Origin of the sequence: Allorhizobium undicola ORS 992 = ATCC 700741, from assembly GCF_000621665.1 — a bacterium.
Classification (GTDB): domain Bacteria; phylum Pseudomonadota; class Alphaproteobacteria; order Rhizobiales; family Rhizobiaceae; genus Allorhizobium; species Allorhizobium undicola.
The window spans coordinates 149,061-175,729 of sequence record NZ_JHXQ01000001.1; the positions used below are offsets into that span (position 1 = coordinate 149,061).

The following is a 26,669-nucleotide window of genomic DNA, read 5'->3' on the forward strand; positions in this document are numbered from 1 at the left end:
TATATAACGGTCTCTCTGACAAGCAAACGACAGCTTCAACCGGGGCTGGCAGGGGCGATCAGCGGCGCGGTCTGATAATTGACCGCTTGCAGCCTGCGGTGCCCGTGGCTGCCGTTGACAACGGCTGAAAACATCAGGGCAAACATCATCATCAACAGCGTGAAGGCTGTCAGTCGCAGTGCAATGGACCCCATCGGCGTCTCCCCGGTTCGATAAGAAGACTTAAGCCGTTCAGGCTGAAGCCAGCCTGAACGCATGGTCGAATTCACATAACTTTACATAAAATCCGAACGGAATCTATAGCTTCGTCCAGGTCTGGCTCTTGCAAAGCACCGCCAGCACGCAGCCCTTGAGTCGCAGTGACGATCCGGCAACGTCTGCGGACCCGGTATAGGTCTTGTCATTGGCCGGATCGGTGATTTCTCCCTTGTAGCTTGCGCCCGCGCCCGAAAGCTTGCCAATCGTCTTGCCTGCATGTTTGCCGGTCTTGAGCGTTATGCAAAAGGCGGTGCCGCAGGGTGCGATGGCAGCCGTTTCGCCGCTTTCGGTTTTCCAGCTTCCTTCAATCGGTTCGGCCGCCATCGCGGCTGTGGCCAAGGAGGCCAAGACTGCGGCCAGTAGTGTCAATGTCTTCATGCGTTTCTCCTCTTCCTCCCGTTTTTGCGCGCGCCCTTACAGCGCCGTGCGTTTTATCAAACGCACAAAGGACGCTGTAACACTCTAAATCTGCTGCATAATTTTCACCTTAAATCGATTCCGATTTAAGGAATTATGCAGTAGCATGGCTGGCTTCGGCGTGTGCCAAAGCCAAAGCCGCTGAAAAGCGTGCGGCCGCATCTTGTGACAGGAGCGGGCAAAAGTAAATGACGCGCACGTAAGCGTAAGAATTTTCGGCAATCCTGTGCCGTAATCGCGCAGGGGCAAAGCTTTTCAGGGTAAACAAAGGCTTTCCGCCATCTCGTTTACATCCGGTAAAATTAATCTTCAGGCCCGGCAAAGCAGGGCTTCCGCCAGGACTGGAAACACAGGTTTACAAAAGGTTTTCGCCGCGTTTTCAGGGTGTTAATCATGCGTTTTAAACGGTTTTTGACGGGCGGGTGGCATTATGGAGGTCAAGAAGCAAGGGCTTTCCTCCAGTCGCCCGCTTCGAAAGAGAGCAGGAAAACCTGCCATTTCAAAACAGAGAGAAAAATGTCTGTGCGGGGAAGCCGCCGCAAGAGCGGCTCCCCGGCAGGACTTTGAAACAGGATAGATCGATGGCACAGCTGGACATGATGACCGAGAGCCTTATCGCCGGGAAGGGCGAGCGCCAGACCGATGTTTTCCGTATGCTTGGCCTTATGTATGCCACCGGCAAGGGCTGCGACCGCGATCTGGTGGCCGCGCACAAGTGGCTGAATATTGCCGCCATCAAGGGCTGCGAAAAATCCGCGAAATTGCGGGCCGACCTTGCCGGCGCCATGCGCAAGGACCAGCTTGCCGAGGCGCTGCGCGAGGCCCGTGAATGGATGACCATTCATTGACACGGTTCGGCTGCGCCCCAGCCTTCAAAGGCGAAGATCCTTAGCCTTCACAGCATCTGCAACACCTTTGGCAGCGCTTCCGCCAACCGGTCGAGATCCGGCTCCAGGCCGGCACTGATCCGGATGCAGCGATTGAGCGGCGCCACGCCCGGCATTCGGATGAAGACGCCCCGTTGCATCAGCCCATCGACAATGGCCCGTGCATGGGTCTGATCGCGCCCGCAGTCGATCGTTACGAAATTACTGGCGGATGGCAGGGGCAAAAGCCCGTTCTGCGTGGCGATGTTGCCAATTCTTTCGCGGGCCGCGGCAATCCTGCCAATGACCTCGCGAAGATAGGCCTGATCGCCAAGAGCTGCGAGCGCTGCCGCCGTCGAGGTTCTTACCATGCCGAAATGGTTGCGGATCTTGTCGAAGGCGGCCACCGTGCCGGGCGTGCCGATGGCATAGCCAATGCGGGCGCCAGCCAGTCCATAGGCCTTGGAGAAGGTCCGCATTCGCAGCACATTCGGCAGATCCGTCAGCGCGTCCATGGCGGGAATGGCAGAGGCTGGCGCCGTTTCTCCATAGGCTTCGTCCAGCACCAGCATGCAGGTTGATGGCAGCGCACGCGCAAAAGCGATAACGTCCGGCGCATCCCACCAGCTTCCCATGGGATTGTCCGGATTGGCGAAATAGACCAGCGGTGCATTTTCCCGCCGCACCGCTTCCAGCAAACCTTGCAGGTTTTCGCGATCATTGTCGTAAGCGACCGTCACCAGCCGCCCGCCAAAACCGTTCACATGAAAATTGAAGGTGGGATAACCGCCAAGCGAGGTGACAACCGGCAAGCCGGGCTCTACCACCAGCCGCACGGTCAGGCCGAGAAGGTCGTCGATACCCTCGCCAATGGCGAAATTTTCAGCCGCAAGGCCATGATGAGCCGCAAGAGCGGCCTTGAGATCGTGGTTTTCCGGATCGCTGTATTTCCAGATGCCGGAGGCAGCCTCCTTGAGGGCCTGCAAGGCAAGCGGCGATGGACCGAAGCCGCTTTCATTGGCGCCGATGCGCGCCAGGACGGCATTTCCCGTCTGCCGCTCGATGGCTTCCGGCCCCACGAAAGGCACAGTGGCGGGCAGGGCGGCAACAAGCGGGGTGAACCGCGAAAAACAAGACATGGAAACCTGCGTCGATTCTCTCAATCAATGCGCCAAGCATAAACGATGCGCAGAGCCGCTCAAGACAGGGTTTTACCGCGCCCGATCTCCGCCAATAGAATTGTGATTCAAGCAATCACGGGCAAAACCCGCGAGGACCTGCCGGTTTCAGCGGTGCAGCTTGCCCGTGCCGGGCAGAATCGTCTTCGCAGCCGTTTCGGCCGGGTTTCCCATGACAAAATCGGTGCGAATGATTTTTTGCAGTAATTGCTCGGAAATCGGCATGATGAATTTCACCCCGGCACGGTTGCCGTTGCGATAAGCCTCCGCGCAGCCGATGCGCGTGGCAAGTCCGAGGATCTCCAGATAATAATGTTCCGCAAGGCCAACGCCTGTATCCATTTCCAGACCCGCACCGCCGCGCGAAATGTCCAGAACGGTGGCGCTGCGCATGGTAATCCCGCTCAAGCCCGGCCGAACCGCCATGATGCGCGCGGGACGCCGCACCTGGTAACGTTCCCATCGCCGCTCATACATCTCCGAGGTAACTGTGCCTAAATGCGTGCCGGGCTGCATGGCCTCTCCATCAAAAGGAACGGTATAAAATGCAGTTTGCTAAGGAAATCTGAAGTTTGAGCAAAGTAGAATGTTCGAATTTTAGGTGATCGTGCGAATTTTGAACGCCATACAGCCTCGGGTTGGGGCTCAGACTTCGAAGGAAAGCTTCACGACGTGATGCAGGAATTCGGGATCGATCAGCATGTTGAAGCCGATCACCGCCTTTTCCTGTTCCCGGCGCATCAGGGTGCAGCCGATCTCGTCGCGAATGCCCAGAATTTCCAGAAAGAAATTCTTGGGAACCGGCAGAAAACGGCTCACCTCCAGCTCCGCCCCATGCAGGGAAATGGTGCGGACAAGGCAGCGCACGGTGGTGCGCGTACTCAGATGGTGTCCAACGAAGACAATACGTCCCGGCCGGTCCACGGTGAATTTCCGAAAGACCTGATCGCGCGGAATATCCTTTTTTACGTCGGGAATGCGCTGCATAGACATGACATCCCTCCTTTTCTTCGTGTCATACCCTTAATTTATCGCAGTTTTCCTAATGCTTTATCTTCATCGGCGCGTAAAATTGCAATTTCAGGCGGCAAGGCCCCGTCAGCTTGACGCTGTCGCGCCGACTGATTACCGCTGCGCTGGAAAAGAGTGCATGTCCAGCAAACCCGGAAGACGGATTTCTTCCGGCAATATGTTGAAGCAAAAAATGCAGGTCGGGTGGAGGCTTCATGGCAGATCCAGTCATTATCGTCGGTGCCGGTCAGGCGGGCTTTTCGCTGGCCAGCAAGCTGCGTTCCTTGCAGGCCGACCGGCCCATCGTGATGATCGGGCTTGAGGATGAGGCGCCTTACCAGCGGCCGCCACTGTCGAAGAAATATCTCATGGGCGAAATGAGCTTCGACAGATTGCTGCTTCGCCCTCACTCCTGGTATGAAGAGCAGAAGGTGCAATTGCTGCTTTCGAGCTGGGTGGAGGAAATCGACCGGCAGGGCCGCTTTGTCACGCTTCAGGATGGCAGGCGGCTTGCTTATGACAAGCTGGTGCTGGCCACTGGCGCCAGCCCGCGCACATTGCCTGCCGCCATGGGTGGCGATCTTGGCGGAATTTATAGCCTGCGCAGCAAGCTCGATGCAGACCGGCTTGCGCCTGCGCTTAAGCCCAGCCAGCGCCTTCTGATCGTCGGCGGTGGCTATATTGGCCTCGAGGCCGCCGCCGTTGCCCGAAATATGGGCCTTGAGGTGACATTGATTGAAATGGCAGAGCGGATTCTGGCACGTGTTGCCGCGCCCGCCACGGCGCAGTTCCTGCGCGAAATTCATCTTGCCCATGGCGTATCGATCCGCGAAGCAACCGGTCTGCGCCGCTTGATCGGCAGGGACGGACAGGTTGTCGGCGCGGAACTTTCCGATGGCAGTCTGATTGATGTCGATCTCGTCATCGTCGGTATCGGCGTGACGGCAAATGACCGTCTGGCGCGCGATTGCGGCCTGGCCGTGGGCAATGGTGTGATTGTGGATGACAGCACCCGCACATCCGATCCGGACATATTGGCAGTGGGCGATTGTACGCTTCTGCCCTTTCAGGGCGGGCTCATCCGGCTGGAATCCGTGCAGAATGCCGTGGATCAGGCAGAGGCCGCAGCCGCCACGCTGGCCGGGCAGCCGGCCGCCTATGTGCCGAAGCCCTGGTTCTGGTCGGATCAGTATGATGTGAAGCTGCAAATCGCCGGCCTCAACCTCGGCTATGACGAAACCGTGGTGCGACCGGGCGCGCGACCGGGTAGCCTTTCAATATGGTATTACCGGGCAGACAGGCTCATTGCCGTCGATGCCATCAACGACGCCAAGGCTTATGTGACCGGCAAAAAGCTGATCGATGGCGGCTTGACCGTCGATAAGGCGGTGATCCACGACCCCGCTGTTGAATTGAAGAGCCTGTTGAGCTGAGACTTCTTCGGCTTCGGATAAGCCCAGATTAGGTTGATTAAAAGCTGCCTTTTCTGCTTCCAGATATTTCATGAAATTGTTAGTTCGCCTTATTTGAGGTTGCGGATGTAAAGGATTTTCCTTTGCTTGGGTTGTGGTGGGGGCGTCTTCAGACGGCGTGGCGACTGCGGCGGCCAGACGTGATGAATTTAAGGATTTTCGCATATCTCTGTTTCGCAGAGTGTGGGGGGCGGTTTGACATTTTGTAATGACGTTGAGCGTGTGGCGTACGCTAACGATGCCGGCGGGAGGCCGCAGGGGCATGATGGGCTAATCCTGTCGGATCGACGCTCTCTCGGGGGAAAAAAGGCAATTTTCGTGCTGGGTATGCATCGCTCCGGCACCAGTGCTTTAACCCGCTTCCTGAGCCTGCTGGGTTGTGCGACGCCCGGAACGCTGATGCCTGAAAGTGAATTCAACGTTACGGGCTACTGGGAATCGCCGCTTATCGCGCGATTAAATGATCGTGTTCTGAAACTCGCCACGGCAAACTGGCAGGAGTGGCGCCGATTGGATTCGGCCTCTTTCGATACATCGCTCATAGCGGGCCTCATGTGCGAAGCCGCAGAACTACTGGTGCAGGAGTTCGACGACGCGAGCCTGATTTTGTTGAAGGATCCCCGTCTCTGTATCGTTCTGCCCTTCTGGCGACAGACATTCGAAGTCAATTCAATTGCACCCCATTGCGTGCTGACGCTCCGCAATCCGCTGGAGGTTGCGGCCTCGCTTGCCCGGCGAAATGGCTTCGGAGCCCTCAAAAGCCTTTTGCTGTGGCTACGTTACACGCTGGATGCGGAACGGTTCAGTCGCGGGCTCCCGCGCGTTTTCACGTCCTATGACGAGGTTCTGCAAAATTACGAACGTCTTCCTGACTATTTCGGCCAAGCGCTGGGGTTGGCGTGGCCGCGAAGCCCTGAACAAGCATTGAAGGACGCTGCCGCGTTTTTGTCGCGTGATCATCGGCATCATGATATGACTGACGCGAAATCTGTCCCGCCATATCTGGCTCCCTGGATTACAGAGGTTTATGATACGTTAAGCCGATGGGCCAGGGACGGAGAGGACGAGCAGGGCAGGCTTGCGCTTGATCGCGTCTATGGTTCATTTGCTGAAATCGAGCAGCCAATTGGCCCCGTTTTTCAGGAGTTGGATGCCAAATCGAGGGAGATGAGTGGGGCTCTTCGCAAGATAGGTGAATTGAAAGAGCGTGAGCGGGAAAAGGCAGACGCTTTGACGGCATTGGAAACAGAAATCGCCGATCTCAAAATGCAGTTGCAGCACGAGAAGGAGTTGCACGCACAAACCCGTGCGCTTGTCGCCGAAAGTGAAAGATCGGCCGAGGCATTGACGCAAGCCCTGAAGCAATCCGAAACCGACATGACGGATCGCTTCAAGGAACTGGCGCGCCTGACAAGCGAGTTGATCCGCGTGTCCAGAAGCAATCAACATTTTCGTGACCAGTTTACAATAATGTATTCGGCGATGGAAAATGCCGTGCAAGGGACGCTTGCTTTTATCGATGGCCTGCCTCTGCCATCGCCCCTTCGCGATCGGATAGGTATTCGTCTGGCCCGCATGGCTGGACTGGTGGATGTGTCCTGGTATTTGGAGAACAATCAGGACGTGCGAGCTGCGGGGGGCGATCCCGTCGAGCATTTCATTCGCTTCGGTCGCCGTGAAGGACGAGCCGGCAGGGCGGATTTTAACTCTTTGCTTGGTTGAATGATTTTGCGGTTTTCTGCCCCTCTTTTCACGGGTAAGGGATGATCGATGGTCGCTTGGGCTTGCCGGGTTGCTTCGAGGCGATCAACATCCCAAGCATAGGATTTCATCCGGGAGCCTCATGAACCCGATTATTTCAGTAGATGAAACGCATATTCAGCTCATCCGTCGTTCCGGGCTTTTCGATGAGCGCTGGTATTTGCGCACCTACCGGGACGTTGCGATGCTGGAGATGGATCCTGTCGAGCATTATCTCCGCCTGGGCGCTTTCCTGGAAAGAGATCCAAGTCCGAAATTTTCGACGAGGGACTATCTTTTTATCAATGACGATGTGGCATTCGCGGGCATCAATCCACTGCTGCATTATGTGACAGTCGGGCAGCGAGAAGGACGATTCATCAGTCTTGAAGAAGATATTGTGACGGCGGAAAGAATTGCCGGCCGCATACCTTTGAAGCCGGGCGCGCCCAACGTGCTGCTGTGCGCCCATGATGCCCAGCAACAGCTCTTCGGCGGCGAGCGCAGCTTTCTCGACATGGCCGCAGCCCTTTATGCAATCGGCGTAAATGTCATTGTCACGCTGCCGCAGAAGAACAATGTGGCTTATATCGATCATCTCGCAAGCCTGTGTTCTGAAATCCGTATATTGAAATATCCCATGTGGCGCGGTCAGGTTCCCTGCATGGAAAAGGTTGTTGCAGCCTTCGAGCTTTTGATCCGTGAGCTCGGAATCGACATTGTCTATGTCAACACGATCATGCTGGTGGAGCCTCAGGTGGCTGCGCGTCGAGCTGGGGTGGCAAGCTTCTGCCATGTGCGGGAACTGATTGAGGACGATGAACACCTTATGGCGCGAATCCGCATGAGCGCCCAGGAAATCGCCGCCGCCGTGCGCGCCCGCTCAACTCATATCATTGCCAATTCTCGTCTTACGGCCTCCATGTTCGCTGGTAATGATGTGATTTATGCGCCGAATGTCGTCGATTCCAGCATCTTCGATATTCCGAACACAATCGGCGAGCGAATCGTCTTTGGAATGATCAGCAGTAATCTACCGAAAAAGGGCATCCATGACCTCATCGAGATCGCGAGGCTCTGCGAGGTTTGCGTGCCGCAGGCCTGCTTTGTGGCCGTAGGTCCGCTGAACGACTATGTAGAAGCCTTCATCGAGGCTGGCCTTCCTCAAAATCTGCGTTTCACAGGCTATGCGGCCACGCCGAGGGAAGCTGTTGCACAGATGAATGTCGTGCTTTCGCTTTCGCATTTTTCGGAATCATTCGGCAGAACGGTTGCCGAAGGCCTCGCGGCACGGCGTCCTGTCATCGCCTATGCACGAGGGGCTGTGCCGGAACTGCTGCAAAACGGAGAGAGCGGCTACCTGATAGAGCCCGGCGCGGTGGAGGATGTGGTGCGCAAGATTGAATATCTTGTCGCCAATCCCGAGCGCATTAATGCCATGGGGCAGGCTGGCCGCGATTTCGTAACCGCGAATTTTGCCCCTTCAGCCTTGGAAAATGCTTTGGAAACCGCTGTGCGGAGCGTCATCACCAAAACATTGGAATGATCCGGCTGCATTATAGGGAAAGCACCCAGACCGGTCGCGTCTGAGCAGAAAATTCGGCACACCGACGCGCAATGCCTAATGTAGACGTGAACAGACGAAATCTGAGGAAATCAGAAGGAAAATGGCGGAGAGGAAGGGATTCGAACCCTCGATACGCTTTTGACGTATACTCCCTTAGCAGGGGAGCGCCTTCGACCACTCGGCCACCTCTCCGGTGCGGTCTGATTATGTCCAAGCCGCATCGATTGCAAGCGGTTTTCTGATTTTTCCCAATAGAAAGATGAAAGCGTAATGCCGGTGGCGGCTCGCTGCGAAAAAGGCTGGAGAGAATCGACTCGCCCACAGCGCAGAATCACAGCTCGCGAGTGTGATTCTTGAGAATGTTTTTACCTTCTCCCGTTAACGAAAAGCCGCTCGCCATCCGCCCTGAGGCGCCATGAGTCAGCCCGCTTAACGGAAGAATCGCACATGTTGCGGGGAATTTGGCCGTAAAAAGGTTTCGGCGTGGGCCGCGGTGCCATGGCTTATCTATTGTTTTTGAAAGCCTTTCTTAATGAAAGGTAAAAATTTAACGACCTGCGACCCCGGTTTTGTGTCCTTTAAGCAACATTGCGACGGGAAGGGGTGCTGGAAAAGCGCCAAGCGAGCGTTTGCCAATTGCATGGGCCGCAGCCTTTTGTATTTTCAGCATCAGAAGTCGATCAGAGGCTGTTTGACTTCATAAAAATGGGATGGGGCAGGGGACGCTGCCTTCAGCCGATAAAGCAGACCAAAGAAACTTGACTGGAGGTCATTATGAACATCAAGAGCCTTCTTCTCGGCTCCGCTGCTGCCCTCGCAGCAGTATCCGGCGCTCAGGCTGCCGACGCTATCGTTGCAGCTGCTCCCGAACCGGCAGAATATGTTCGCGTTTGCGACGCTTTCGGCACGGGCTACTTCTATATCCCCGGCACCGAAACCTGCCTTCGCGTTAAGGGCTATGTCCGTTTCGAAGTTCAGTATAACGACCAGGACGGCGCTCTGGCTTCCGGCCAGGATCGCAACTGGAACGCCCGTACGCGTGGCCTCGTAACCTTCGACACGAAGAGCGATTCCGAACTCGGCACGATCGGTTCCACGATCACCATCCGTTCTTGGGCTGACGAAAGCTCCAACACGGTTGATCTCGATGAAGCCTTCATCAAGGTTGGTGGCTTCCAGATCGGTCAGTTCTACAACTACTTCGATACCGGTCTTTCCGGCGAAACCGACGACCTCGGTTCGAACCGTCTGAACGCTATCGCTTATAACTACAAGTCCGACGCCTTCTTCGCTGGCGTTGCAGTTGACGAGCTGACCGGCTTCCAGAGCCGTACGGGCGCTCTCGCAACCAACCCCTACACCGACAACAACCGCGTTGGTATCGAAGGTCAGGTTGGCGGCACGTTCGGTGCGATCACCGCTACCTTGCTGGCTGGTTATGACTTCCAGGCTGACGACGCTGCCGCTCGCCTGATCGTATCGGCTGACGTTGGTCCGGGCACGCTGAGCGTTGCTGGCCTGTACTCCACCGGCGCTTCCGCTTACTACGACGCCGCTGAATGGGCTGTTGCTGCTGAATACGCTGCAAAGATCACCGACAAGCTGAGCCTGACGCCTGGCTTCCAGTACTGGAAGAACACCAATGTCGATCTGGCTGGTGAATACACCAACGGCGAAAAGTGGCGCGCTGGTCTGACGGTTGACTACAAGCTCGTAGAAAACCTGACCTCCAAGCTGTCCGTTCAGTACACCGACACGAAGAACGGCTCGGAAGTCTGGTCTGGCTTCGTTCGCTTGCAGCGTTCGTTCTAATATTTAACAGATCGGGTCCCGTCGTTCCGGCGGGACCTGGTATTTGGTAAGGGACGTCACAGGAAGTTTAGAAGCTTTGGTGTGAGCCCTGGATAACTAAGGAGATCCAAATGAACATCAAGAGCCTTCTTCTCGGCTCCGCTGCTGCCCTCGCAGCAGTATCTGGCGCACAGGCTGCCGACGCTATCGTTGCAGCTGCTCCCGAACCGGCAGAATATGTTCGCGTTTGCGACGCTTTCGGCACGGGCTACTTCTACATCCCCGGCACCGAAACCTGCCTCCGCGTGAAGGGCTATGTTCGTTTTGAAGTCCAGGCCAGCGGCCAGGACGGCGCTTTCAACGGCGACGACCGCGCCTGGAATGCTCGTACGCGTGGTCTCGTAACCTTCGACACGAAGAGCGATTCCGAACTCGGTACGATTGGTTCTACCATCACCGTTCGCTCTTGGGCTGACGAAAGCTCGAACTCTGTTGAGCTCGACGAAGCTTTCATCACCGTCGGCGGCTTCAAGGCCGGTCAGATGTACAACTACTGGGATACGGATCTGTCGGGTGAGACCGATGACCTGGGTTCCAACCGTCTGAACGCTATCGGTTACGATTACAAGTCTGACGCCTTCTTCGCTGGCGTTATGGTTGACGAGCTGACCGGCTTCTACAGCCGCACCGCAGCTAACGGCGGCAACCCCTACGGCGACAACAACCGCGTTGGTATTGAAGCTCAGGTTGGCGGCTCCTTTGGTCCGGTAACGGCTACCTTGCTCGGCGCTTACGACTTCGCTGCTGACGATGCTGCCGTTCGTCTGATCGCTTCCGCTGACGTTGGTCCGGGCACGCTGAGCGTTGCTGGCATCTACTCCACCGGCGCATCCGCTTACTACGACCTCTCTGAGTGGACTGTTGCTGCTGAATACGCGGCAAAGATCACCGACAAGGTTAGCCTGACGCCTGGCGTTCAGTACTGGAAGAACACCAATGTTGACGCCAACGGTGACTACACCGACGGCGACGCCCTGCGCGCTGGTCTGACGGTTGACTACAAGCTCGTAGAAAACCTGACCACGAAGCTTTCGGTTCAGTACAACAAGACCGACGCTGAAAACTACTGGGCTGGCTTCGTCCGCCTCCAGCGCTCGTTCTAATTTAGGCTTGCGTCTAAAGGAAAAGCCCGGCTTTGCCGGGCTTTTTTGCGTTTGGTGCTTTGCCAGCGGACATGATTTCGCGCCTCCCCATAGCAAGGATTACTGAAAATGGCTCTTGGTATCACTTGGATGGCGCTTTCTTTCCTCAGGAAGGGCTTAGCGACAAAAAGGGACGTAGGATTCCCCTAAAAATGGTTCAGCCTTGCACCGGAAAATAGCGTGGGGAAGTTATACGTTAAGGAATGCGACGGTGGCTTCGAACACGCCATCGATATGCAGCAGCGGTGTGTGGCCCTGATTTTCTGCAATCAGCGAGGTGCATTGCGGGTGCTGCTCCCGCAAGAGGCTAACCGTCTCATCGGAAAGTAGGCTGGAGTTCTCGCCCCGGATAACAAGGAGGGGAAACTGCGTTACGGCCTGGAATTGCGGCCAGAGATCGGGAACTGGCTGGTCGAAGTCGATCGCCGTGATCTGTTTGGCGATCGCGACATCATAATCGGGTGTGAAGATCCCGGCGTCGTGCCTATAGATGGCATGGGCCATTTCCCGCCAATCATTGTCCTCAAGGGCGGGGAAGGCGGCGCCATGCACTGTTTTCAACCATTTTGCGCAATCGTCAAAACTGTGAAGCGCTGGTTTCGCTTCCAGATAGGCCTTGATCTGTTGCAGGCCCGCTGTCTCGATCCTCGGTCCAATGTCGTTGAAGATCAGTTTGCCGATCACATCGGGCCGATGCTGCGCCAGAAAGTGTAAAATGAGGCCGCCGCGAGATGAACCGATAAAGTCGGCCCTGGCGATCTGCATCTGATCGAGCATGTGCACAACGTCGAGCATTTCTCGCCAGACATTGTAATTGGCAATATTCCCGTCTCGATCGGAGTTACCACGGCCCCGGCTATCGAGGCAGATAATCTGACGCTTTGGCTCCATGCTGGCGAGCCGAATGGCGAAGGCTTCAAAGTCGCGATGATTTCGCGTCAAGCCCGCAAGGCAGATAACAGGCGGCAATTCTGTCGGGCGCCCATGGCTGCGTAGATAAAGCCGCAGGCCATCATCGGTTTCGATCCACTGCTCCAGAATCTTCGTGTCCGGCATGTCGGCACTCCTTGCTCGCAGGATCACAACGGGCCAATGGCGCTGGAGGCTGCGGCTTCCCTGCGGTCAATCACCGTCCATAACGCAAGTCATGTTCTATATCAGCCTGCTGGCCAAGGCGCGTTTTGTAGATTTCGTAATTTTCCATGACGCGCTGAACATAGCCCCGTGTTTCCGGGAAGGGAATGCGTTCGATCCAATCCACCACATCGTCCAACGGCATTCCGCGCGGATCGCCATAGCGGCCTATCCATTCCGGCACACGCTTCGGTCCGGCGTTATAGGCAATGAAGGTGAGGATATAGGAGCCGCCGAAAGCATCGATTTGCTCGCCAAGATAATGGGCGCCGAGGGTGGCGTTGTAAGCAGCGTCCTGGGTAAGACGGTCCGGTGCGAAGGCCAGTCCATGGCGTTGTGCCACGGCCTTGGCGGTTGCGGGCATCAGCTGGAGCAGGCCCTTCGCATTGGCTGCCGATACAGCAGCCGGATTGAAGGCGCTTTCCTGACGTGCAATTGCATAAGCGAGTGCCTTGCCGGAGCCCGCAATATTTGCGCTGGCCGGAATGACGCCAACTGGAAATGCCAATGCAGGTACATTGATGCCGCGACCATAGGCGGTCTTGCCGATTTGCAGGGAAAGCTGGTGGTTGCCGGTTCGCTCGGCCTTTGCCGCCAGCATTGCCAGTTCCGCGGGGCTGTCAAGTTGCTCGGCCAGAGCGCGGTAAAGGCTGGCTGCCCGCCAGCCATGGCCAGCGGCCTCGTAACGGTCGATGGCCTCAACGGCTTCACGATTGGCAAAATGGTTGCGCTCCTCCTGCGTGGGGGAGGGGTAGCGAATGTCCAGCTTGCTGCGTTTCATGCGCGCGCCAGCAATCTGGCCGTAAAACGTGCCGGGATAATCGGCAGCCTTTGCAAAATTTTCGCGCGCCGCCGCGACATTGCCCATGGCCTCGTCGCTGCGGCCCAGCCAATAATAGGCGCGGGAGGCGGAAAGGGGCCGGGTTGACGCTGAAAGAATGCGGCGGAAATGCTGGCTGGCGGTGCGCGGATCGTTGAGGCCACGCAAGGCGTACCAACCTGCATGGAATTCCGCATCGACAACATCGACGGGATCGGTCGCCACGTGCCGCGCCGCGACCTGATAGGCGGATTTGAATTTGCCGGCATCGGCCAGTCCGCGAGCGATGATGCGGCGTTCGTTCCACCACTCCGCAGTATTGACCAATTGTGTGGCATCCTTCGGCGCCTGCGCAAGCAGGGCGGCGGCGGCCTCGTAATTTTCCAGGCGGCGCTGCTGTTCGATCTTCATGAACAGGAGGGCAGGGTCCGATGCCCAGCGTGCATCGACAGTCTTGACGAGTTGTGCGGCTTTGGGGGACTTGCTGAGCACGGCAGCCCAGGCGGCATAAAGAGATTGCGCCTGCCCGAGAGGGGCAAACCGCTTTGCCTGCGCCACCCGTCCACGATACATCAGCATGTCCATCCGGGCCTTGTGATCGGCCGGTGAAAGGAGTGTGCCGAATTCGTTGAGGATGCGGTCTTCAACCGGCACTTCCAAGGCATCCTTGCGCCACAGCGGTCGCAGAAGCTGGAGCGCCTTGCCGCTTTCACCGCGAGCCATGAAAGCGCGCGCGAGAATGATCGAGCCTTCGGTCGTTTCGGGTCTGCTGCCGCCAAACGCGGCAATTACCGTTGCGGCATCGGGGTTTTCGCGTAACAACGCCCTTTCCGAGTTTGCCCGGAAGGCGGTGAGGCCCGGCCAGCCAACCAGCTCGCGCTGGGCGCGAGCAATTTCCGAGGAGGGGATGCCCGGCAATCCGGACATGGCAATGGACCAGGTCAGCATATGCCGGTCCAGGCCATTGGCCATCGCGTCCCGAATGGCAAGCGCTTTCAGGCCGTCCTTGTCTGAAAGCGCGTCCAGCCCCGCCTTGAGCGCCGAGCTTTGCGCCGGACGAGCCGATGTGCGGGGTATTGCGCCGGTGATCTCATAGGAAGGGGTTGCAGAAGCCTGCGCCAGCGCCGGAGGGCGTTCACTTGGCAAGGGTGGCTCGGCCATTGCTTGCGGGGCATGGGCGTTCGTCAGCGCCAGAACACCAAAGGATATGGCGGTGCGCAGCAACAGGGACCGTCTCATCGGGCTTCTCGGATCAGAAAACGTCATATCCTCCATTAGGGGCTATCGTTGCTTAATGAAACCTTACGATAATGTTGACAATCGCGTGTTTCAACACAGGCCGGTTGAAAGATGGCCTCTGCCGGGGGGGCACCGGGCGAAAAGGCGCGCAACTGCGCTTGTATGGCCCAAGGCGGCGAAGTATTGTGCAAGCCCCGTAGAGCGGCGGGCGCCACTGGAATCACAGCCGTCCCGCTCCGGGTGTTGGAGTCTGTTGCGCCTGCTGACAAGCCGCGTCAGGACTTTCGGCAGAAGCCATGGTGGAAGATACGGACACGACATCAAGGTCGGCCGTCAGGAGTCGATAATGTTCAAGGGATCCATTCCCGCACTTGTTACCCCTTTTACGGATAACGGAATTGTAGACGAAGTCGCTTTTGCCGCCCATGTGGACTGGCAGATCACGGAAGGCAGCTCGGGGCTGGTGCCCGTTGGCACGACGGGTGAATCGCCCACCCTTTCCCATGCCGAGCACAAGCGTGTCGTGGAATTGTGCATCGAGGTGGCCAAAAAGCGCGTACCCGTTATCGCAGGAGCCGGCTCCAACAATACGCTCGAGGCTATCGATCTTGCCCAGCACGCCGAAAAGGCCGGTGCGGACGCCATTCTCGTCGTGACCCCCTATTACAACAAGCCGACGCAAAAGGGGCTTTTTGCCCATTTCGCGGCCGTGGCCGAGGCCGTCTCGCTTCCCATCATCATTTACAATATCCCGCCGCGCTCGGTGATCGACATGAGCCCCGAAACCATGGGCGCGCTTGCGAAGGCGCATAAGAACATCGTCGGCGTCAAGGATGCTACCGGCAAGATAGAGCGCGTTTCCGAGCAGCGCATGAGCTGCGGCAAGGAATTCGTGCAGCTTTCCGGCGAGGATGCCACCGCCCTTGGCTTCAACGCGCATGGTGGTGTCGGCTGTATTTCCGTGACGGCCAATGTCGCGCCGCGCCTCTGTGCGCAGTTCCAGGCCGCAACGCTGGCCGGGGATTTCAAGACGGCGCTGGAATTTCAGGACAGATTGATGCCCCTGCACAAGGCAATCTTCATGGAGCCGGGCCTCTGTGGCGCCAAATATGCGTTGCATCGCCTGGGGCGCATGGGCCGCACCAGCCGCCTGCCGCTGCTTTCCACGCTGGAACCGGCAACGGAAGCGGCCGTCGATGCCGCCTTGAAACATGCCGGTCTGCTGAACTGAAGATTGGCCCCTTTCTTCGGGCCGCGCAGATCTTATATTGAGCCGAAGGAAGTTTTCGGCTCCTTTTCACATTACAGCGCCATGCGTTTTATCAAATGCACAAAGGGCGCTGTAACACATTAAATCTGCTGCGTAATTTCTATAAATCGGTCCCGATTCAAGGAGTTATGCGGTCACTGCCAAGCAGGTCGCGGCCTGCCTTGCGGCAAAAAAACGGAATGAGATCATGGCCCCCAAAGGCAGCCAACGTGTCGTAAAGAAGATTGTCGCGGAAAACCGCAAGGCACGCTTCAATTACGAGATCGTCGATACCTATGAGGCGGGTCTGGTTTTGACAGGCACGGAGGTCAAATCGTTGCGCGAGGGCAAGGCCAATATTGCCGAATCCTACGCCTCCGACGAGCATGATGAACTTTGGCTCATCAATTCGCATCTTCCGGAATATCTTCAGGCCAATCGCTTCAACCATGAGCCCCGCCGCCGCAGGAAACTGCTGCTGAGCAAAAGGGAGATCAACCGGCTTCGCGCTGCGATCAACCGCGATGGCATGACGCTGGTGCCGTTGAAGATCTATTTCAACGACAAGGGCCGTGCCAAGCTGGAGCTGGCGCTGGCCAAGGGCAAAAAGCTGCACGACAAGCGGGAAACGGAAAAAGAACGGGACTGGAACCGCCAGAAAAGCCGCCTGCTGAAGACGGGATGAGTCTCTTTCCTGTTTCCAGGTTGGCCTCCAGTCCCTGGCAAGGGACATTGAAAATGACCCTTGGTATTACTTGCCATTCAGGCCGGTGAGCAAAAGGCTGGCCTTGAGTTTTGCCTGCATCAGATGCTCATCCTGATCAAAAGGGGGAGCGTGGGCTTGCAGGCCAAGGTCACGCAGTTGGTGTACGTTCATCTCCTCAAGCCGGTTACGCCGGGGCCGCCAGCGCGGCCAGTATGGTGCGCTGATTAGCTTTGCTGATAAAAGAAGAAGCCTGTGCAAAACTCCACGGGATTTTTCGCCTTCTATGTTCATTCTATCTGGTCTCCTTGTGATCAGGACAAGCGTTTGCGATCCCTGATTGCCACTTCGCAAACGGGTCATTGTCAACATGTTGAATTACCTGCGTAAATTTTCGTAAACGGAACGTATCCGTCGTGGTGCGCAGGCGGTTTGGGGGTTGAAAGGCAGGCGGATGCCCGGATGACTGCTTTCTGACAAGCCGAAATCTGCCCATGCGGCAGGGGCCGAAGCGAGGTCCAGACGGGAGCTTTAACCGCGTTGGCGGACGATGAGCTCCTGACTGGCTTGCCTTGAAGCTGCTTCAGAATGCCGCAGGCGCCAGCGCGCGTCTAACGAATATGTGAAATGAGTGCCATCAGAGATTGTTATGGCCGTTTTTCCGGCTCACCCGAAGGCCATAAAGACGAAAAGAGCAGACCCGTTCGGGTCATGCTCTCTCATGAGGTAAGGATGGGAAGTAAACCTGCGGCTTACAGCGCAGGGTCTGTGGCAAGGGCCGGCTCTGCGGGGCGCATTGGCCGCTCGCTCGGATCCCGGCCGATTTCGGCCTTCAGAGACAGAAGATCGATGAAGTGATCTGCTTGCCGGCGCAGGTCGTCGGCGATCATAGGAGGTTGCGTTGACATTGTTGATACAACCGACACCTTGCGGCCTTTTCGCTGCAATGCTTCAACCAGGGTTGTAAAATCACCATCTCCGGAGAAGAGGACGAGGTGATCCACAGTTTCTGATTGCTCCATGGCATCGATTGCCAGCTCGATATCCATGTTTCCCTTTACTTTTCGCCGCCCCATGGAATCAGTAAATTCCTTGGCTGGTTTGGTGATGACCTTGTAGCCGTTATAGTCCAGCCAGTCGATCAGCGGGCGGATGGACGAATATTCCTGATCTTCGATGAGAGCGGTATAATAATAGGCCCGAAGCAGGTAGCCTCTCTTCTGGAAGGCCTTGAGAAGCTTACGATAATCAATGTCGAAGCCGAGACTTTTCGATGCTGCGTAGAGATTTGCGCCATCAATGAAAAGCGCGATCTTTTCCCTTGGATCAAACATTTTCCAACTATCCTTACTCAGTGTTCCGGACGCTTTTAAAACCGCATCCGCAGTACATCAGACTCGATAATCAAATCGATGTATTATGAGTTAATCATATACGATTCATTTAAAGCAGGATAGTGCTTATTCCAACCGCCCGTCAGTTGAGAAGGGCTTTCGGGTTGACCTTTTTTGGGATTTGGGGGCATCTCCCTCTTTTGAGGGTGTCAAGGAAAAGCTTGAATTTACGGTCCATTCCTAGTATCGCCGTAGCTCAAAGAGATTGAAGAATGAGAAGGACAGGCTATGGCCCGCGTCACCGTTGAAGATTGCATCGACAAGGTAAACAACCGCTTCGAGCTGGTTCTCCTGGCAAGCCACCGCGCCCGGCAGATTTCGCAGGGCTCGCAGATCACCGTGGATCGCGACAACGACAAGAACCCGGTTGTTGCGCTGCGCGAAATCGCCGACGAGACGCTTTCGCCGGACGATCTCAAGGAAGACCTGATCCATTCGCTGCAAAAGCATGTCGAGGTGGACGAGCCTGAGCAGGAAGCTGCGCCCGCAGCAAGTGCCGCCCTTGGCCGCGACGACGAGGACGACGATATGCCGGAGACCCTGACTTTCGACCAGATGTCGGAAGAAGAGCTTCTGGCCGGTATCGAGGGCCTCGTTCCGCCGGAAAAGAGCGACGACTACTGATTTCGAGCGGCATCGCCGCTCTTGATCGATCGACTTTTGTGCGTCAATCATACCGTGGATTGGCGCGCTTTTTCTTTTATGGAGTAGCCTTGGAATGATGCGGCAATATGAACTCGTGGAGCGGGTGCAAAAATACAAACCCGACGCAAACGAGGCGCTGCTCAACAAGGCCTATGTCTACGCCATGCAGAAGCATGGTCAGCAAAAGCGGGCCAGCGGCGATCCCTACATTTCGCATCCGCTTGAAGTCGCAGCCATCCTGACCGACATGCATCTCGATGAATCGACCATTGCGGTGGCGCTGCTGCATGATACGATCGAGGATACCACGGCCACCCGCCAGGAAATCGATGAGCTTTTCGGCGAAGACATCGGCAGGCTCGTCGAAGGGCTGACCAAGCTCAAGAAGCTTGACCTCGTGTCCAAGAAGGCCAAGCAGGCGGAAAATCTCCGCAAGCTGCTGCTGGCCATTTCCGACGATGTTCGCGTGTTGCTGGTGAAGCTTGCCGACCGGCTGCACAATATGCGCACGCTGGAACATATGCGTGATGACAAGCGCGCCCGCATTTCCGAAGAAACCATGGAAATCTATGCGCCGCTGGCCGGGCGCATGGGTATGCAGGATATGCGCGACGAGCTGGAGGACCTTTCCTTCCGCTATATCAATCCCGAGGCCTACGAGACCGTTACAGGGCGGCTTGAAGAGCTTTCCCGCCGCAATGAAGGCCTGATTACCAAGATCGAGGATGAACTGCGCGAGCTGCTCGTGGCAAATGGCCTGCTGAACGCCAAGGTCAAAGGCCGGCAGAAGAAGCCTTATTCGGTTTTCCGCAAGATGCAGTCGAAGTCGCTGTCTTTCGAGCAGCTGTCGGATGTCTATGGTTTCCGCATTCTGGTCGATGACGTCGCCTCCTGCTACCGGGCTTTGGGGATTGTCCACACGCGCTGGCGGGTCGTGCCGGGCCGTTTCAAGGACTACATCTCCACCCCCAAGCAGAACGATTACCGTTCGCTGCATACCACCATTGTCGGTCCGTCGCGCCAGCGTATCGAGCTGCAAATTCGCACGCGCCGTATGCATGAAATTGCCGAATACGGTATTGCCGCGCATTCGCTGTACAAGGATGGCGAAACGCCGACGAGCGCCGAGGGCGAGCTGCTGCCACGGGAAAGCAACGCCTATTCCTGGCTGCGCCACACCATCGAGGCCCTGGCGGAGGCCAACAACCCGGAAGAGTTTCTGGAGCATACCAAGCTCGAGCTTTTTCAGGATCAGGTCTTCTGCTTCACGCCCAAGGGCAAGCTCATTGCCCTGCCGCGGGGTGCGACGCCGATCGATTTTGCCTATGCCGTTCACACCAATATTGGCGATACCTGCGTGGGCGCGAAGATCAACGGCCGGATCATGCCGCTGGTCACGCGCCTGAATAACGGCGACGAGGTGGAGATCATCCGCTCCGGCGTGCAGGTGCCGCCAGCGGCTTGGGAAGAGATCGTGGTGACGGGCAAGGCCCGCGCTGCCATTCGCCGTGCGACGCGCATGGCAATCCGCAAGCAATATTCCGGCCTGGGCTACCGTATTCTCGAGCGCACCTTCGAACGGGCCGGCAAGGTCTTCTCGCGCGAGGCCTTGAAGCCGGTTCTGCACCGGCTTGCGCATCGCGATGTCGAGGATGCGATTGCCGCGGTGGGACGCGGCGAAATGTCTTCGCTGGATGTGTTGCGCGCCGTGTTTCCGGATTATCAGGATGAGCGCGTCACCGTGAAGCCGGCCATGGATCAGGGCTGGTTCAACATGCGCTCGGCCAATGGCATGATGTTCAAGCTGCCGAATGCAACGAAAAAGACACCTGCCGAAGACGGCGGCGATGACAAGGGCGCCGATCCTTTGCCGATCCGTGGTCTGGCAGACAATATCTCCGTGCATTTTGCCCCGGCGGGCGCTGTTCCGGGCGACCGGATCGTCGGCATCATGGAGGAGGGGAAGGGGATTATCATCTACCCCATCCAGGCCTCCGCCCTGCAAAAATTCGACGACGAGCCGGAGCGCTGGATCGATGTGCGCTGGGACCTCGACGAGGCCAACAAGTCGCGTTTCTCGGCGCGCGTGCTGGTCAATGCCATAAACGAGCCGGGCACGCTTGCGCGGGTCGCCCAGCTCGTGGCCGGACTGGATATCAATATCCGCCTGCTGACGATGATGCGCATTGCCGCCGACTTCACCGAAATGGCCTTCGATCTGGAGGTCTGGGATTTGCGCCAGCTCAACCAGATGATGACCCAGATGAAAGAGCTGGATTGCATTGCCACCGTCAAGCGCGTCTACGACTGACGTGGTTCTGATTGGTGAACTTGCATTTGGTCAAAAAACAGGCGGATGAGCCGTTGATTTTCGTCTGTTTTTCTAGTGGTATGCGTTTTGCGCATGGCTGACGCGGTGTGTTTGAACTGGTGCATTTTGCGGTGCAGTATTATCTTTTCCTTGCAAACGAAGGAAAGGAAACACCGTCATGTTCGGTCAGATTCGTAATTTTGCCCGCGCTCTTCGCGTTCCCAGTGCCCAGGACCGGGAAATGGCTTATCTCAACGCAGCGCAGGATCGGTTCGATCTTGAGTTCCGTCAGCGTCAGATCGATAACGGCGCTTTCCGCCGCGGCCGTTGATCCCATTAGATTTTGCATGGCTGATCCGCGCCGAAATGGATGGATCCGCTTGTGTCTGCCATTCTGTCCGGGCAATGGTTTCGGGCGGAGATGAATGAAAGAAGTTAACCCGCTTTGCGGGTCAGATGCATGATTGCCTGGATCGAAACCAGTCCAAGGCAAAAATTATGCAGCAGATTTCAGAATGATACAGCGTCCCTTGTGCGTTTAATGATACGCACGGCGCTGTCGTGTGCGGCGCCGCCGGTTGCTTTGCTCAGTCATTCACGCAACTCCACTGATTTTTCGTTGCCGACGCCCTGTTTAGGGACTAGAGAAGCGTGGGCTGATGAAGAAAGAAAGAGACTGGCGTGAAAGACAAGACTGAGAAGACGCAGAGCGTTCTGTGGGAAAACATCAAGGTCATCATTCAGGCTTTGCTGCTGGCCGCGGTCATCCGCACGCTGTTGTTTCAGCCCTTCACGATTCCGTCAGGCTCGATGATGCCGACGCTTCTGGTCGGCGATTATATCTTCGTAAACAAGTTTGCTTACGGTTATTCCAAATATTCGCTGCCGGGCTCGCTTGATCTGTTTTCGGGCCGCGTGCTTGCGTCGGAACCAAAGCGGGGCGATGTTGTAGTGTTCCGCTTTCCGCCCAATCCGGATGTGGATTACATCAAGCGTCTCGTCGGCCTGCCGGGTGATCGTATTCAGGTTATCAATGGCGTGCTGCATGTAAACGGCCAGCCGGTGCCCAAGGTGCCGGACGGAAGCTTCACCTCCGACTACCGTCTGGACCCCGGCGTGAACGTGCCCGTGTTTCGCGAAACGCTGGATAATGGCGTGAATTACGACACACTCGACCTCACGCAGTTCTCGAATGGTGACAATACGCGCGAATTCCTCGTTCCGGCCGGTCATTATTTCATGATGGGTGACAACCGCGACAATTCGCTCGACAGCCGCTTCGATGTTGGTTTCGTGCCGGCGGAAAATCTTGTGGGCCGCGCCTCGGTCATCTTCTTCTCGCTCGGCAACGACACCTCTTTCCGCGAAATCTGGAAGTGGCCGACGAATATGCGCTGGGACCGTATTTTCCGGGTGGTTCGATGAAGGTGCCGAAGGTTCTTCTGCCAGAAGATCGGTTGAAGATCGAAGAGGCGATTGGTCATCATTTTAAAGTCAAGGAGCGGCTGGACCGCGCCTTGACCCATGCAAGCGCCCGCCCTTCCAAGGGCAGCGATTATGAGCGGCTGGAGTTTCTGGGCGATCGCGTGCTGGGCCTGTGCATTGCCGAGCATTTGTTCGGCCAGTTCAAGACCGCTACCGAAGGTGAGCTTTCCGTGCGCCTGAACCAGCTTGTCAGCGCCGAAACCTGTGCGGCGGTGGCCGACGAGCTTGAGCTGCACCGCTATATCCGCACGGGCGCCGATGTGAAAAAGCTGACCGGCAAGAACATGTTGAATGTGCGCGCCGACGTGGTGGAAAGCCTGATCGCAGCCCTTTATCTGGATGCCGGGCTTGAGGTGGCGCGCAGCTTCGTGCTGCGTTACTGGGCCAAGCGTGCCGTGGGCGCGAATGCCGGACGGCGTGATGCCAAGACCGAATTGCAGGAATGGGCCCATGCGAAATTTGCGGTCACGCCGGTTTATCGCATTGCCGATCGAACCGGACCGGATCATGATCCCTGTTTCACGGTGACAGTCGATATTGCCGGGCTTGCCCCGGAAGTGGGAATGGATCGCTCGAAGCGGGCGGCAGAACAGGCGGCAGCCCAGAGGCTGCTGGAACGAGAGGGTGTCTGGGAAGCCGCAGGCTCCTGACCCGCAAACCGAACGGATTTTTATGACGGACCTTGAAAACACCACCGCTGCCGATGAGAATGCGGCTTTGCCGACCCATTCGGGCTTCGTCGCGCTGATCGGGCCGACCAATGCGGGCAAGTCCACCCTGGTCAACCGTTTTGTCGGGGCCAAGGTTTCGATTGTCAGCCACAAGGTGCAGACGACGCGGGCGGTCATGCGTGGTATTGCCATCCACCAGCAGGCACAGATCGTCTTCATGGATACGCCCGGCATTTTCAAGCCGCGCCGCCGGCTGGATCGCGCCATGGTCACGTCCGCCTGGGGCGGCGCGAAGGATGCCGATCTCATCCTGCTGCTGATCGACAGCGAGCGCGGTCTGCGCGGTGACGCGGAGGCTATTCTGGAAGGTTTGAAGGATGTCCCGCAGCCGAAAATCCTCGTTCTCAACAAAATCGACCGCGTGCAGCCGGAACAGTTGCTGAAGCTTGCCTCTGCCGCCAACGAGCAGGTGAAATTCGAGCGAACTTTCATGATTTCCGCCTCCACCGGCTCCGGTTGCGAGGACGTGATGGACTATCTGGCGCAAACCTTGCCGGAAGGGCCGTGGTATTACCCGGAAGACCAGATTTCCGATCTGCCCATGCGCCAGCTCGCCGCCGAAATCACCCGCGAAAAACTGTTCCTGCGGCTCCATCAGGAGCTGCCCTATTCCTCGCATGTCGAGACGGAAAAGTGGGAAGAGCGCAAGGATGGCTCCGTGCGGATCGAGCAGGTCATTTATGTCGAGCGCGACAGCCAGAAGAAGATTGTTCTGGGCAAGGGTGGCGATGCCATCAAGGCTATTTCTACGGCCTCCCGCAAGGAGTTGTCGGAAATCCTTGAGCAGCCGGTGCATCTCTTCCTGTTCGTCAAGGTTCGCGAAAACTGGGGCGACGACCCGGAACGCTTCCGCGAAATGGGCCTGGAATTTCCCAAGCAGTAAGATCGCTGTGCAACAGGCCGTGCGTGCAATGATGCGGCCTGTTACGTCTTTATGCGGTTGGCGATGAAGCGGGAAATGCTGGGGCCAAGCGCCAGTATCAGCAGGAAGCGCACTGTTTGCAGCGCCATCACGAAGGACATGTCCACCTTTGTGCTGGCGGCAATGATGGCAACGGAATCCAGTCCGCCGGGGCTGGTGGCAAGATAGGCCGTCAACGGGTCGATGCCGAGAAAATGCGTGAGCAGCGCGGCAAGGATGCCGCCAAACCCGATCAGTATGACGATGGAAAGAAAGACCCGCGGCAATGCCTTGGCAGCATGGCGCAGCAGCCGCCCGGTGAAGGCAAGGCCGATGCGCCAGCCTACCATCGTATAGGCAAGGGCCAGCAACCATTCCGGCAGTTCGATCGTCAAAAGACCCGTACCGTTCAAAAGCGCCATGCCGACCATCGGGCCGATCATGGTGCCGGCATTGATCCGCAGCCGGTTGCCGATCATGGCGAAAATTGCCACGGCAAGGATCGTGAGGGCGAGATCCGGCCAATCCACCGGCGGAAACAGGACAAAGGCGGGCGGATGGCCACCGGGCACCTGAAAGACAAAGGCAGCCATGATCGCCGCCGTCGAGGCAACGCAGACCACCCGCAAATACTGCATGAAGGCGACCAGGCGTGCATCGGCGCCGTAAGCGTCCGCCATCACCACCATGGCGGATGCCGCGCCCGCTGACGTTCCCCAGACAGCCGTGGTTCCGGGCAGAACCTGACGCCGTGCCATGATATAGCCTATCAGCGAACTCAGCAGGATGACCGAGAGCACCGAGCCGAGAAAGATCGGCCATTCCTGCATGAACCGCTGAAGAATGGCCTTGTCGAGCGATTGGGCAATGAGGCAGCCGATCAGGGCCTGCGCCGCCATATAGGGCATTTTGGGCAGGGCAAGGCGCGCGCCATTGGTGCCCATCAGGATGGCGGCAATCATCGGGCCAAGCAGCAGCGCGGCAGGCAATCCGGCATATTCGAGCGCTGCACCCAATGCCAATGAAAGGCAAGCCAGCAGCAGCCATTTCACGGTGACGGGAAGAGCCGTCAAGCGGCCGTCAGGAAGGGAGTGTTCTTTTGCGGGCGGAGATGGGGGTAGGCTGTGCGGATCTGTCATCAAGGGCTTCCGGTCTGCGCAAATGGCTCACCGATAAGGGGTATGCTCCTCTCGGGATATGCGCAGACGTGTAATTGCTCTCCGACACATAGCGGATAGAGCCCGAAACCGGAATTTGTTTTTCAACAAAAAACACAAGCCCCTACATGATGAGGATGCACGCGGCATCACCGGGGTCGGCGATGTTTGCGGCGGGGCAGAATTGTTTTATAAGCCGGGCATGGAATGGACGGATCAGGCAATCATTTTGGGGGTGCGCCGCCACGGCGAAAACAGTGTTATCGCCGAACTGATGACGCGCGACCGGGGACGCCATCTCGGCATGGTGCGGGCGGGACGTTCACGCGCCATGCAGCCGGTGCTACAACCGGGAAATGTCGTCGAGGCCGTCTGGCGCGCCCGGCTGGAAGAGCATCTGGGCGAGCTTCGCCTTGAGCCTTTGCGGTTGCGGGCCGGTCATTTGATGGAAAGCGCCACCGCCGTTTACGGCGTTCAGGCACTCGGCGCCTTGCTGCGGCTTTTGCCGGAGCGGGAGCCGCACGGGCATCTCTACGAAGCGCTGGACATCATTCTCGACAATTTGCATGAACCGTCCACGGCGGGCGAGCTGTTCATCCGTTTCGAACTGGCGGTGCTGAACGATCTCGGATTCGGACTGGATTTGAGTAAATGCGCGGCGACCGGCACGACGGAGGCTTTGGCTTTCGTCTCCCCCAGAACGGGCAGGGCGGTCAGTCTTCCTTCCGGCCAGCCCTATGCTGACCGGCTTTTGCCATTGCCGCAGTTTCTTGCGCCCGCCTCACGGCTTGCGGCAAGCCAGGCAGACCTGACGCTAGCCTTTCGGTTGACCGGCTATTTTCTGGATCGCCATGTCTATGAACCGCGCGGGCTGCAAAGCGGCGCGGCCCGCCAGGGCTTTCTTCAGGCGACGCTCAAGGCTTTGGAACGGGTGGCGCCGGATGAAACGCCTCCCAGCGAATAGGCATCCTCGCCGCCGGTCATTTTCAAATGCTGGCCAATTGCCCGGCGCAATTCGGTAATGTTGCCGTAAAGGCCGCCATCGAGGTCGATCACCGGAAACTTCACGGCGATAAACTTGATGCGATTGCCTTCCGGAACACCAATTCCAACGGGCACGCCAGCATATTCGATAACTTGCTTTTCCATAATATATATCCCGCCCGCAGCGAATGCAGGTCAACAGATTTGCGTTTGTGATGATCGTTAAAAGTTTAACGCTTCACATTCGACAGATGTCGAAAGCGGTCCGTTTGGACACGCCCAGCGGGCAACGATGCCAGGAGCGCGCGGCAGGGTGCGATGAAAAACGCATATGCTTTACCTCCTTGAGTGGCGAGTCAGACTGGCTGACCCATGAAACAATCCGTCTTTTAGACAAGCACGAAGGTAGGTGCT

The 26,669-nt window shown here is 57.2% G+C and carries 26 protein-coding genes and 1 tRNA gene; 15 read left to right on the forward strand and 12 right to left on the reverse strand.

All coding sequences use genetic code 11. From position 1 onward, the window contains the following. Nucleotides 1-35 precede the first annotated feature (35 nt). Both T424_RS22380 and T424_RS0100720 read right to left on the reverse strand, forming a co-directional pair. Entirely contained in the window at nucleotides 36-194 is a 159-nt protein-coding gene (locus T424_RS22380; RefSeq protein ID WP_154664759.1) for a hypothetical protein, read from the reverse strand. A 103-nt stretch (nucleotides 195-297) separates the two neighbouring features. After that, a complete protein-coding gene (locus tag T424_RS0100720) occupies nucleotides 298-636 on the reverse strand; it encodes a DUF2147 domain-containing protein (RefSeq protein ID WP_027486010.1) in 339 nt (112 codons plus the stop codon). 620 nt (nucleotides 637-1,256) lie between these two features. Between T424_RS0100720 and T424_RS0100725 the strand changes: the two genes are divergently transcribed. Then, a complete protein-coding gene (locus tag T424_RS0100725) occupies nucleotides 1,257-1,523 on the forward strand; it encodes an SEL1-like repeat protein (RefSeq protein WP_027486011.1) in 267 nt (88 codons plus the stop codon). A 47-nt stretch (nucleotides 1,524-1,570) separates the two neighbouring features. On the opposite strand, the gene T424_RS0100730 is transcribed toward T424_RS0100725, so the two are convergent. The 3 genes from T424_RS0100730 to T424_RS0100740 all read right to left on the reverse strand — a co-directional run bounded on the left by T424_RS0100730 (nucleotide 1,571) and on the right by T424_RS0100740 (nucleotide 3,712). After that, nucleotides 1,571-2,680: a pyridoxal phosphate-dependent aminotransferase gene (locus T424_RS0100730; protein ID WP_027486012.1), complete on the reverse strand. Its 1,110-nt coding sequence runs from the start codon at nucleotides 2,678-2,680 to the stop codon at nucleotides 1,571-1,573. Between the two features lie 147 nt (nucleotides 2,681-2,827). Continuing rightward, nucleotides 2,828-3,235, reverse strand: a complete 408-nt coding sequence (locus T424_RS0100735) for a PilZ domain-containing protein (RefSeq protein WP_027486013.1) — start codon at nucleotides 3,233-3,235, stop codon at nucleotides 2,828-2,830. Nucleotides 3,236-3,364: 129 nt separating this feature from the next. After that, nucleotides 3,365-3,712, reverse strand: coding sequence for a hypothetical protein (locus T424_RS0100740; RefSeq protein ID WP_027486014.1), 348 nt, complete (start codon nucleotides 3,710-3,712; stop codon nucleotides 3,365-3,367). A gap of 233 nt (nucleotides 3,713-3,945) precedes the next feature. Here T424_RS0100740 and T424_RS0100745 point away from each other — a divergent pair, with 233 nt between their 5' ends. The 3 genes from T424_RS0100745 to T424_RS0100755 all read left to right on the forward strand — a co-directional run bounded on the left by T424_RS0100745 (nucleotide 3,946) and on the right by T424_RS0100755 (nucleotide 8,488). Further along, entirely contained in the window at nucleotides 3,946-5,163 is a 1,218-nt protein-coding gene (locus tag T424_RS0100745) for an NAD(P)/FAD-dependent oxidoreductase (RefSeq protein ID WP_027486015.1), read from the forward strand. A gap of 357 nt (nucleotides 5,164-5,520) precedes the next feature. Next, nucleotides 5,521-6,924 carry a hypothetical protein gene (locus T424_RS0100750; RefSeq protein ID WP_154664760.1) on the forward strand — a complete coding sequence of 468 codons (1,404 nt, stop codon included), beginning with the start codon at nucleotides 5,521-5,523 and terminating at the stop codon, nucleotides 6,922-6,924. A gap of 121 nt (nucleotides 6,925-7,045) precedes the next feature. Further along, nucleotides 7,046-8,488, forward strand: a complete 1,443-nt coding sequence (locus tag T424_RS0100755) for a glycosyltransferase family 4 protein (protein ID WP_027486017.1) — start codon at nucleotides 7,046-7,048, stop codon at nucleotides 8,486-8,488. A gap of 122 nt (nucleotides 8,489-8,610) precedes the next feature. Here the strand turns inward: T424_RS0100755 and T424_RS0100760 are convergent. Beyond that, nucleotides 8,611-8,701: transfer RNA gene (locus T424_RS0100760), tRNA-Ser, on the reverse strand. A gap of 582 nt (nucleotides 8,702-9,283) precedes the next feature. Between T424_RS0100760 and T424_RS0100765 the strand changes: the two genes are divergently transcribed. Next, nucleotides 9,284-10,321 carry a porin gene (locus T424_RS0100765; RefSeq protein ID WP_027486018.1) on the forward strand — a complete coding sequence of 346 codons (1,038 nt, stop codon included), beginning with the start codon at nucleotides 9,284-9,286 and terminating at the stop codon, nucleotides 10,319-10,321. Between the two features lie 110 nt (nucleotides 10,322-10,431). Beyond that, nucleotides 10,432-11,463, forward strand: coding sequence for a porin (locus tag T424_RS0100770; RefSeq protein ID WP_027486019.1), 1,032 nt, complete (start codon nucleotides 10,432-10,434; stop codon nucleotides 11,461-11,463). A 228-nt stretch (nucleotides 11,464-11,691) separates the two neighbouring features. Here the strand turns inward: T424_RS0100770 and T424_RS0100775 are convergent, their stop codons facing one another. Next, a complete protein-coding gene (locus T424_RS0100775) occupies nucleotides 11,692-12,558 on the reverse strand; it encodes an alpha/beta fold hydrolase (protein ID WP_027486020.1) in 867 nt (288 codons plus the stop codon). Nucleotides 12,559-12,628: 70 nt separating this feature from the next. Then, nucleotides 12,629-14,695 (reverse strand): lytic transglycosylase domain-containing protein, encoded by a 2,067-nt coding sequence (locus tag T424_RS0100780; protein ID WP_027486021.1) that lies wholly within the window; start codon nucleotides 14,693-14,695, stop codon nucleotides 12,629-12,631. A 346-nt stretch (nucleotides 14,696-15,041) separates the two neighbouring features. On the opposite strand from T424_RS0100780, the gene dapA reads away from it, so the two are divergent. Together dapA and smpB are read left to right on the forward strand one after the other, a co-directional pair. Beyond that, the gene (dapA, locus tag T424_RS0100785; RefSeq protein ID WP_027486022.1) at nucleotides 15,042-15,926 is read left to right on the forward strand and encodes a 4-hydroxy-tetrahydrodipicolinate synthase; all 885 of its coding nucleotides are present in this window, start codon (nucleotides 15,042-15,044) and stop codon (nucleotides 15,924-15,926) included. 226 nt (nucleotides 15,927-16,152) lie between these two features. Then, on the forward strand, nucleotides 16,153-16,629 hold the full coding sequence (gene smpB / locus T424_RS0100790; protein ID WP_027486023.1) for an SsrA-binding protein SmpB: 477 nt from the start codon (nucleotides 16,153-16,155) through the stop codon (nucleotides 16,627-16,629). A 66-nt stretch (nucleotides 16,630-16,695) separates the two neighbouring features. Here the strand turns inward: smpB and T424_RS22385 are convergent, their stop codons facing one another. Both T424_RS22385 and T424_RS0100800 read right to left on the reverse strand, forming a co-directional pair. Next, the gene (locus T424_RS22385) at nucleotides 16,696-16,941 is read right to left on the reverse strand and encodes a hypothetical protein (RefSeq protein WP_154664761.1); all 246 of its coding nucleotides are present in this window, start codon (nucleotides 16,939-16,941) and stop codon (nucleotides 16,696-16,698) included. A 458-nt stretch (nucleotides 16,942-17,399) separates the two neighbouring features. Then, the gene (locus T424_RS0100800; protein WP_027486025.1) at nucleotides 17,400-17,981 is read right to left on the reverse strand and encodes a LabA-like NYN domain-containing protein; all 582 of its coding nucleotides are present in this window, start codon (nucleotides 17,979-17,981) and stop codon (nucleotides 17,400-17,402) included. Between the two features lie 288 nt (nucleotides 17,982-18,269). Here T424_RS0100800 and rpoZ point away from each other — a divergent pair, with 288 nt between their 5' ends. From rpoZ to era, 6 genes are all read left to right on the forward strand, one after another. Continuing rightward, the gene (gene rpoZ, locus T424_RS0100805) at nucleotides 18,270-18,665 is read left to right on the forward strand and encodes a DNA-directed RNA polymerase subunit omega (RefSeq protein WP_027486026.1); all 396 of its coding nucleotides are present in this window, start codon (nucleotides 18,270-18,272) and stop codon (nucleotides 18,663-18,665) included. 94 nt (nucleotides 18,666-18,759) lie between these two features. Then, entirely contained in the window at nucleotides 18,760-20,997 is a 2,238-nt protein-coding gene (locus T424_RS0100810) for a RelA/SpoT family protein (protein ID WP_027486027.1), read from the forward strand. 178 nt (nucleotides 20,998-21,175) lie between these two features. After that, a complete protein-coding gene (locus T424_RS21925) occupies nucleotides 21,176-21,328 on the forward strand; it encodes a DUF3563 family protein (RefSeq protein ID WP_084268345.1) in 153 nt (50 codons plus the stop codon). Nucleotides 21,329-21,678: 350 nt separating this feature from the next. Continuing rightward, the gene (gene lepB / locus T424_RS0100820; RefSeq protein ID WP_027486029.1) at nucleotides 21,679-22,422 is read left to right on the forward strand and encodes a signal peptidase I; all 744 of its coding nucleotides are present in this window, start codon (nucleotides 21,679-21,681) and stop codon (nucleotides 22,420-22,422) included. Further along, nucleotides 22,419-23,132, forward strand: a complete 714-nt coding sequence (gene rnc, locus T424_RS0100825; protein ID WP_027486030.1) for a ribonuclease III — start codon at nucleotides 22,419-22,421, stop codon at nucleotides 23,130-23,132. The genes lepB and rnc overlap by 4 nt, the downstream gene beginning before the upstream one ends. Before the next feature lie 22 nt (nucleotides 23,133-23,154). Then, entirely contained in the window at nucleotides 23,155-24,096 is a 942-nt protein-coding gene (gene era, locus T424_RS0100830; RefSeq protein WP_027486031.1) for a GTPase Era, read from the forward strand. A 41-nt stretch (nucleotides 24,097-24,137) separates the two neighbouring features. Here the strand turns inward: era and T424_RS0100835 are convergent, their stop codons facing one another. Then, nucleotides 24,138-25,187 carry an AbrB family transcriptional regulator gene (locus tag T424_RS0100835; RefSeq protein ID WP_027486032.1) on the reverse strand — a complete coding sequence of 350 codons (1,050 nt, stop codon included), beginning with the start codon at nucleotides 25,185-25,187 and terminating at the stop codon, nucleotides 24,138-24,140. A 286-nt stretch (nucleotides 25,188-25,473) separates the two neighbouring features. Here T424_RS0100835 and recO point away from each other — a divergent pair, with 286 nt between their 5' ends. Next, entirely contained in the window at nucleotides 25,474-26,235 is a 762-nt protein-coding gene (gene recO, locus T424_RS0100840) for a DNA repair protein RecO (protein WP_027486033.1), read from the forward strand. On the opposite strand, the gene T424_RS19885 is transcribed toward recO, so the two are convergent. Continuing rightward, entirely contained in the window at nucleotides 26,175-26,420 is a 246-nt protein-coding gene (locus tag T424_RS19885; RefSeq protein WP_037066224.1) for a hypothetical protein, read from the reverse strand. The genes recO and T424_RS19885 overlap by 61 nt on opposite strands. Between the last annotated feature and the right edge of the window lie 249 nt (nucleotides 26,421-26,669).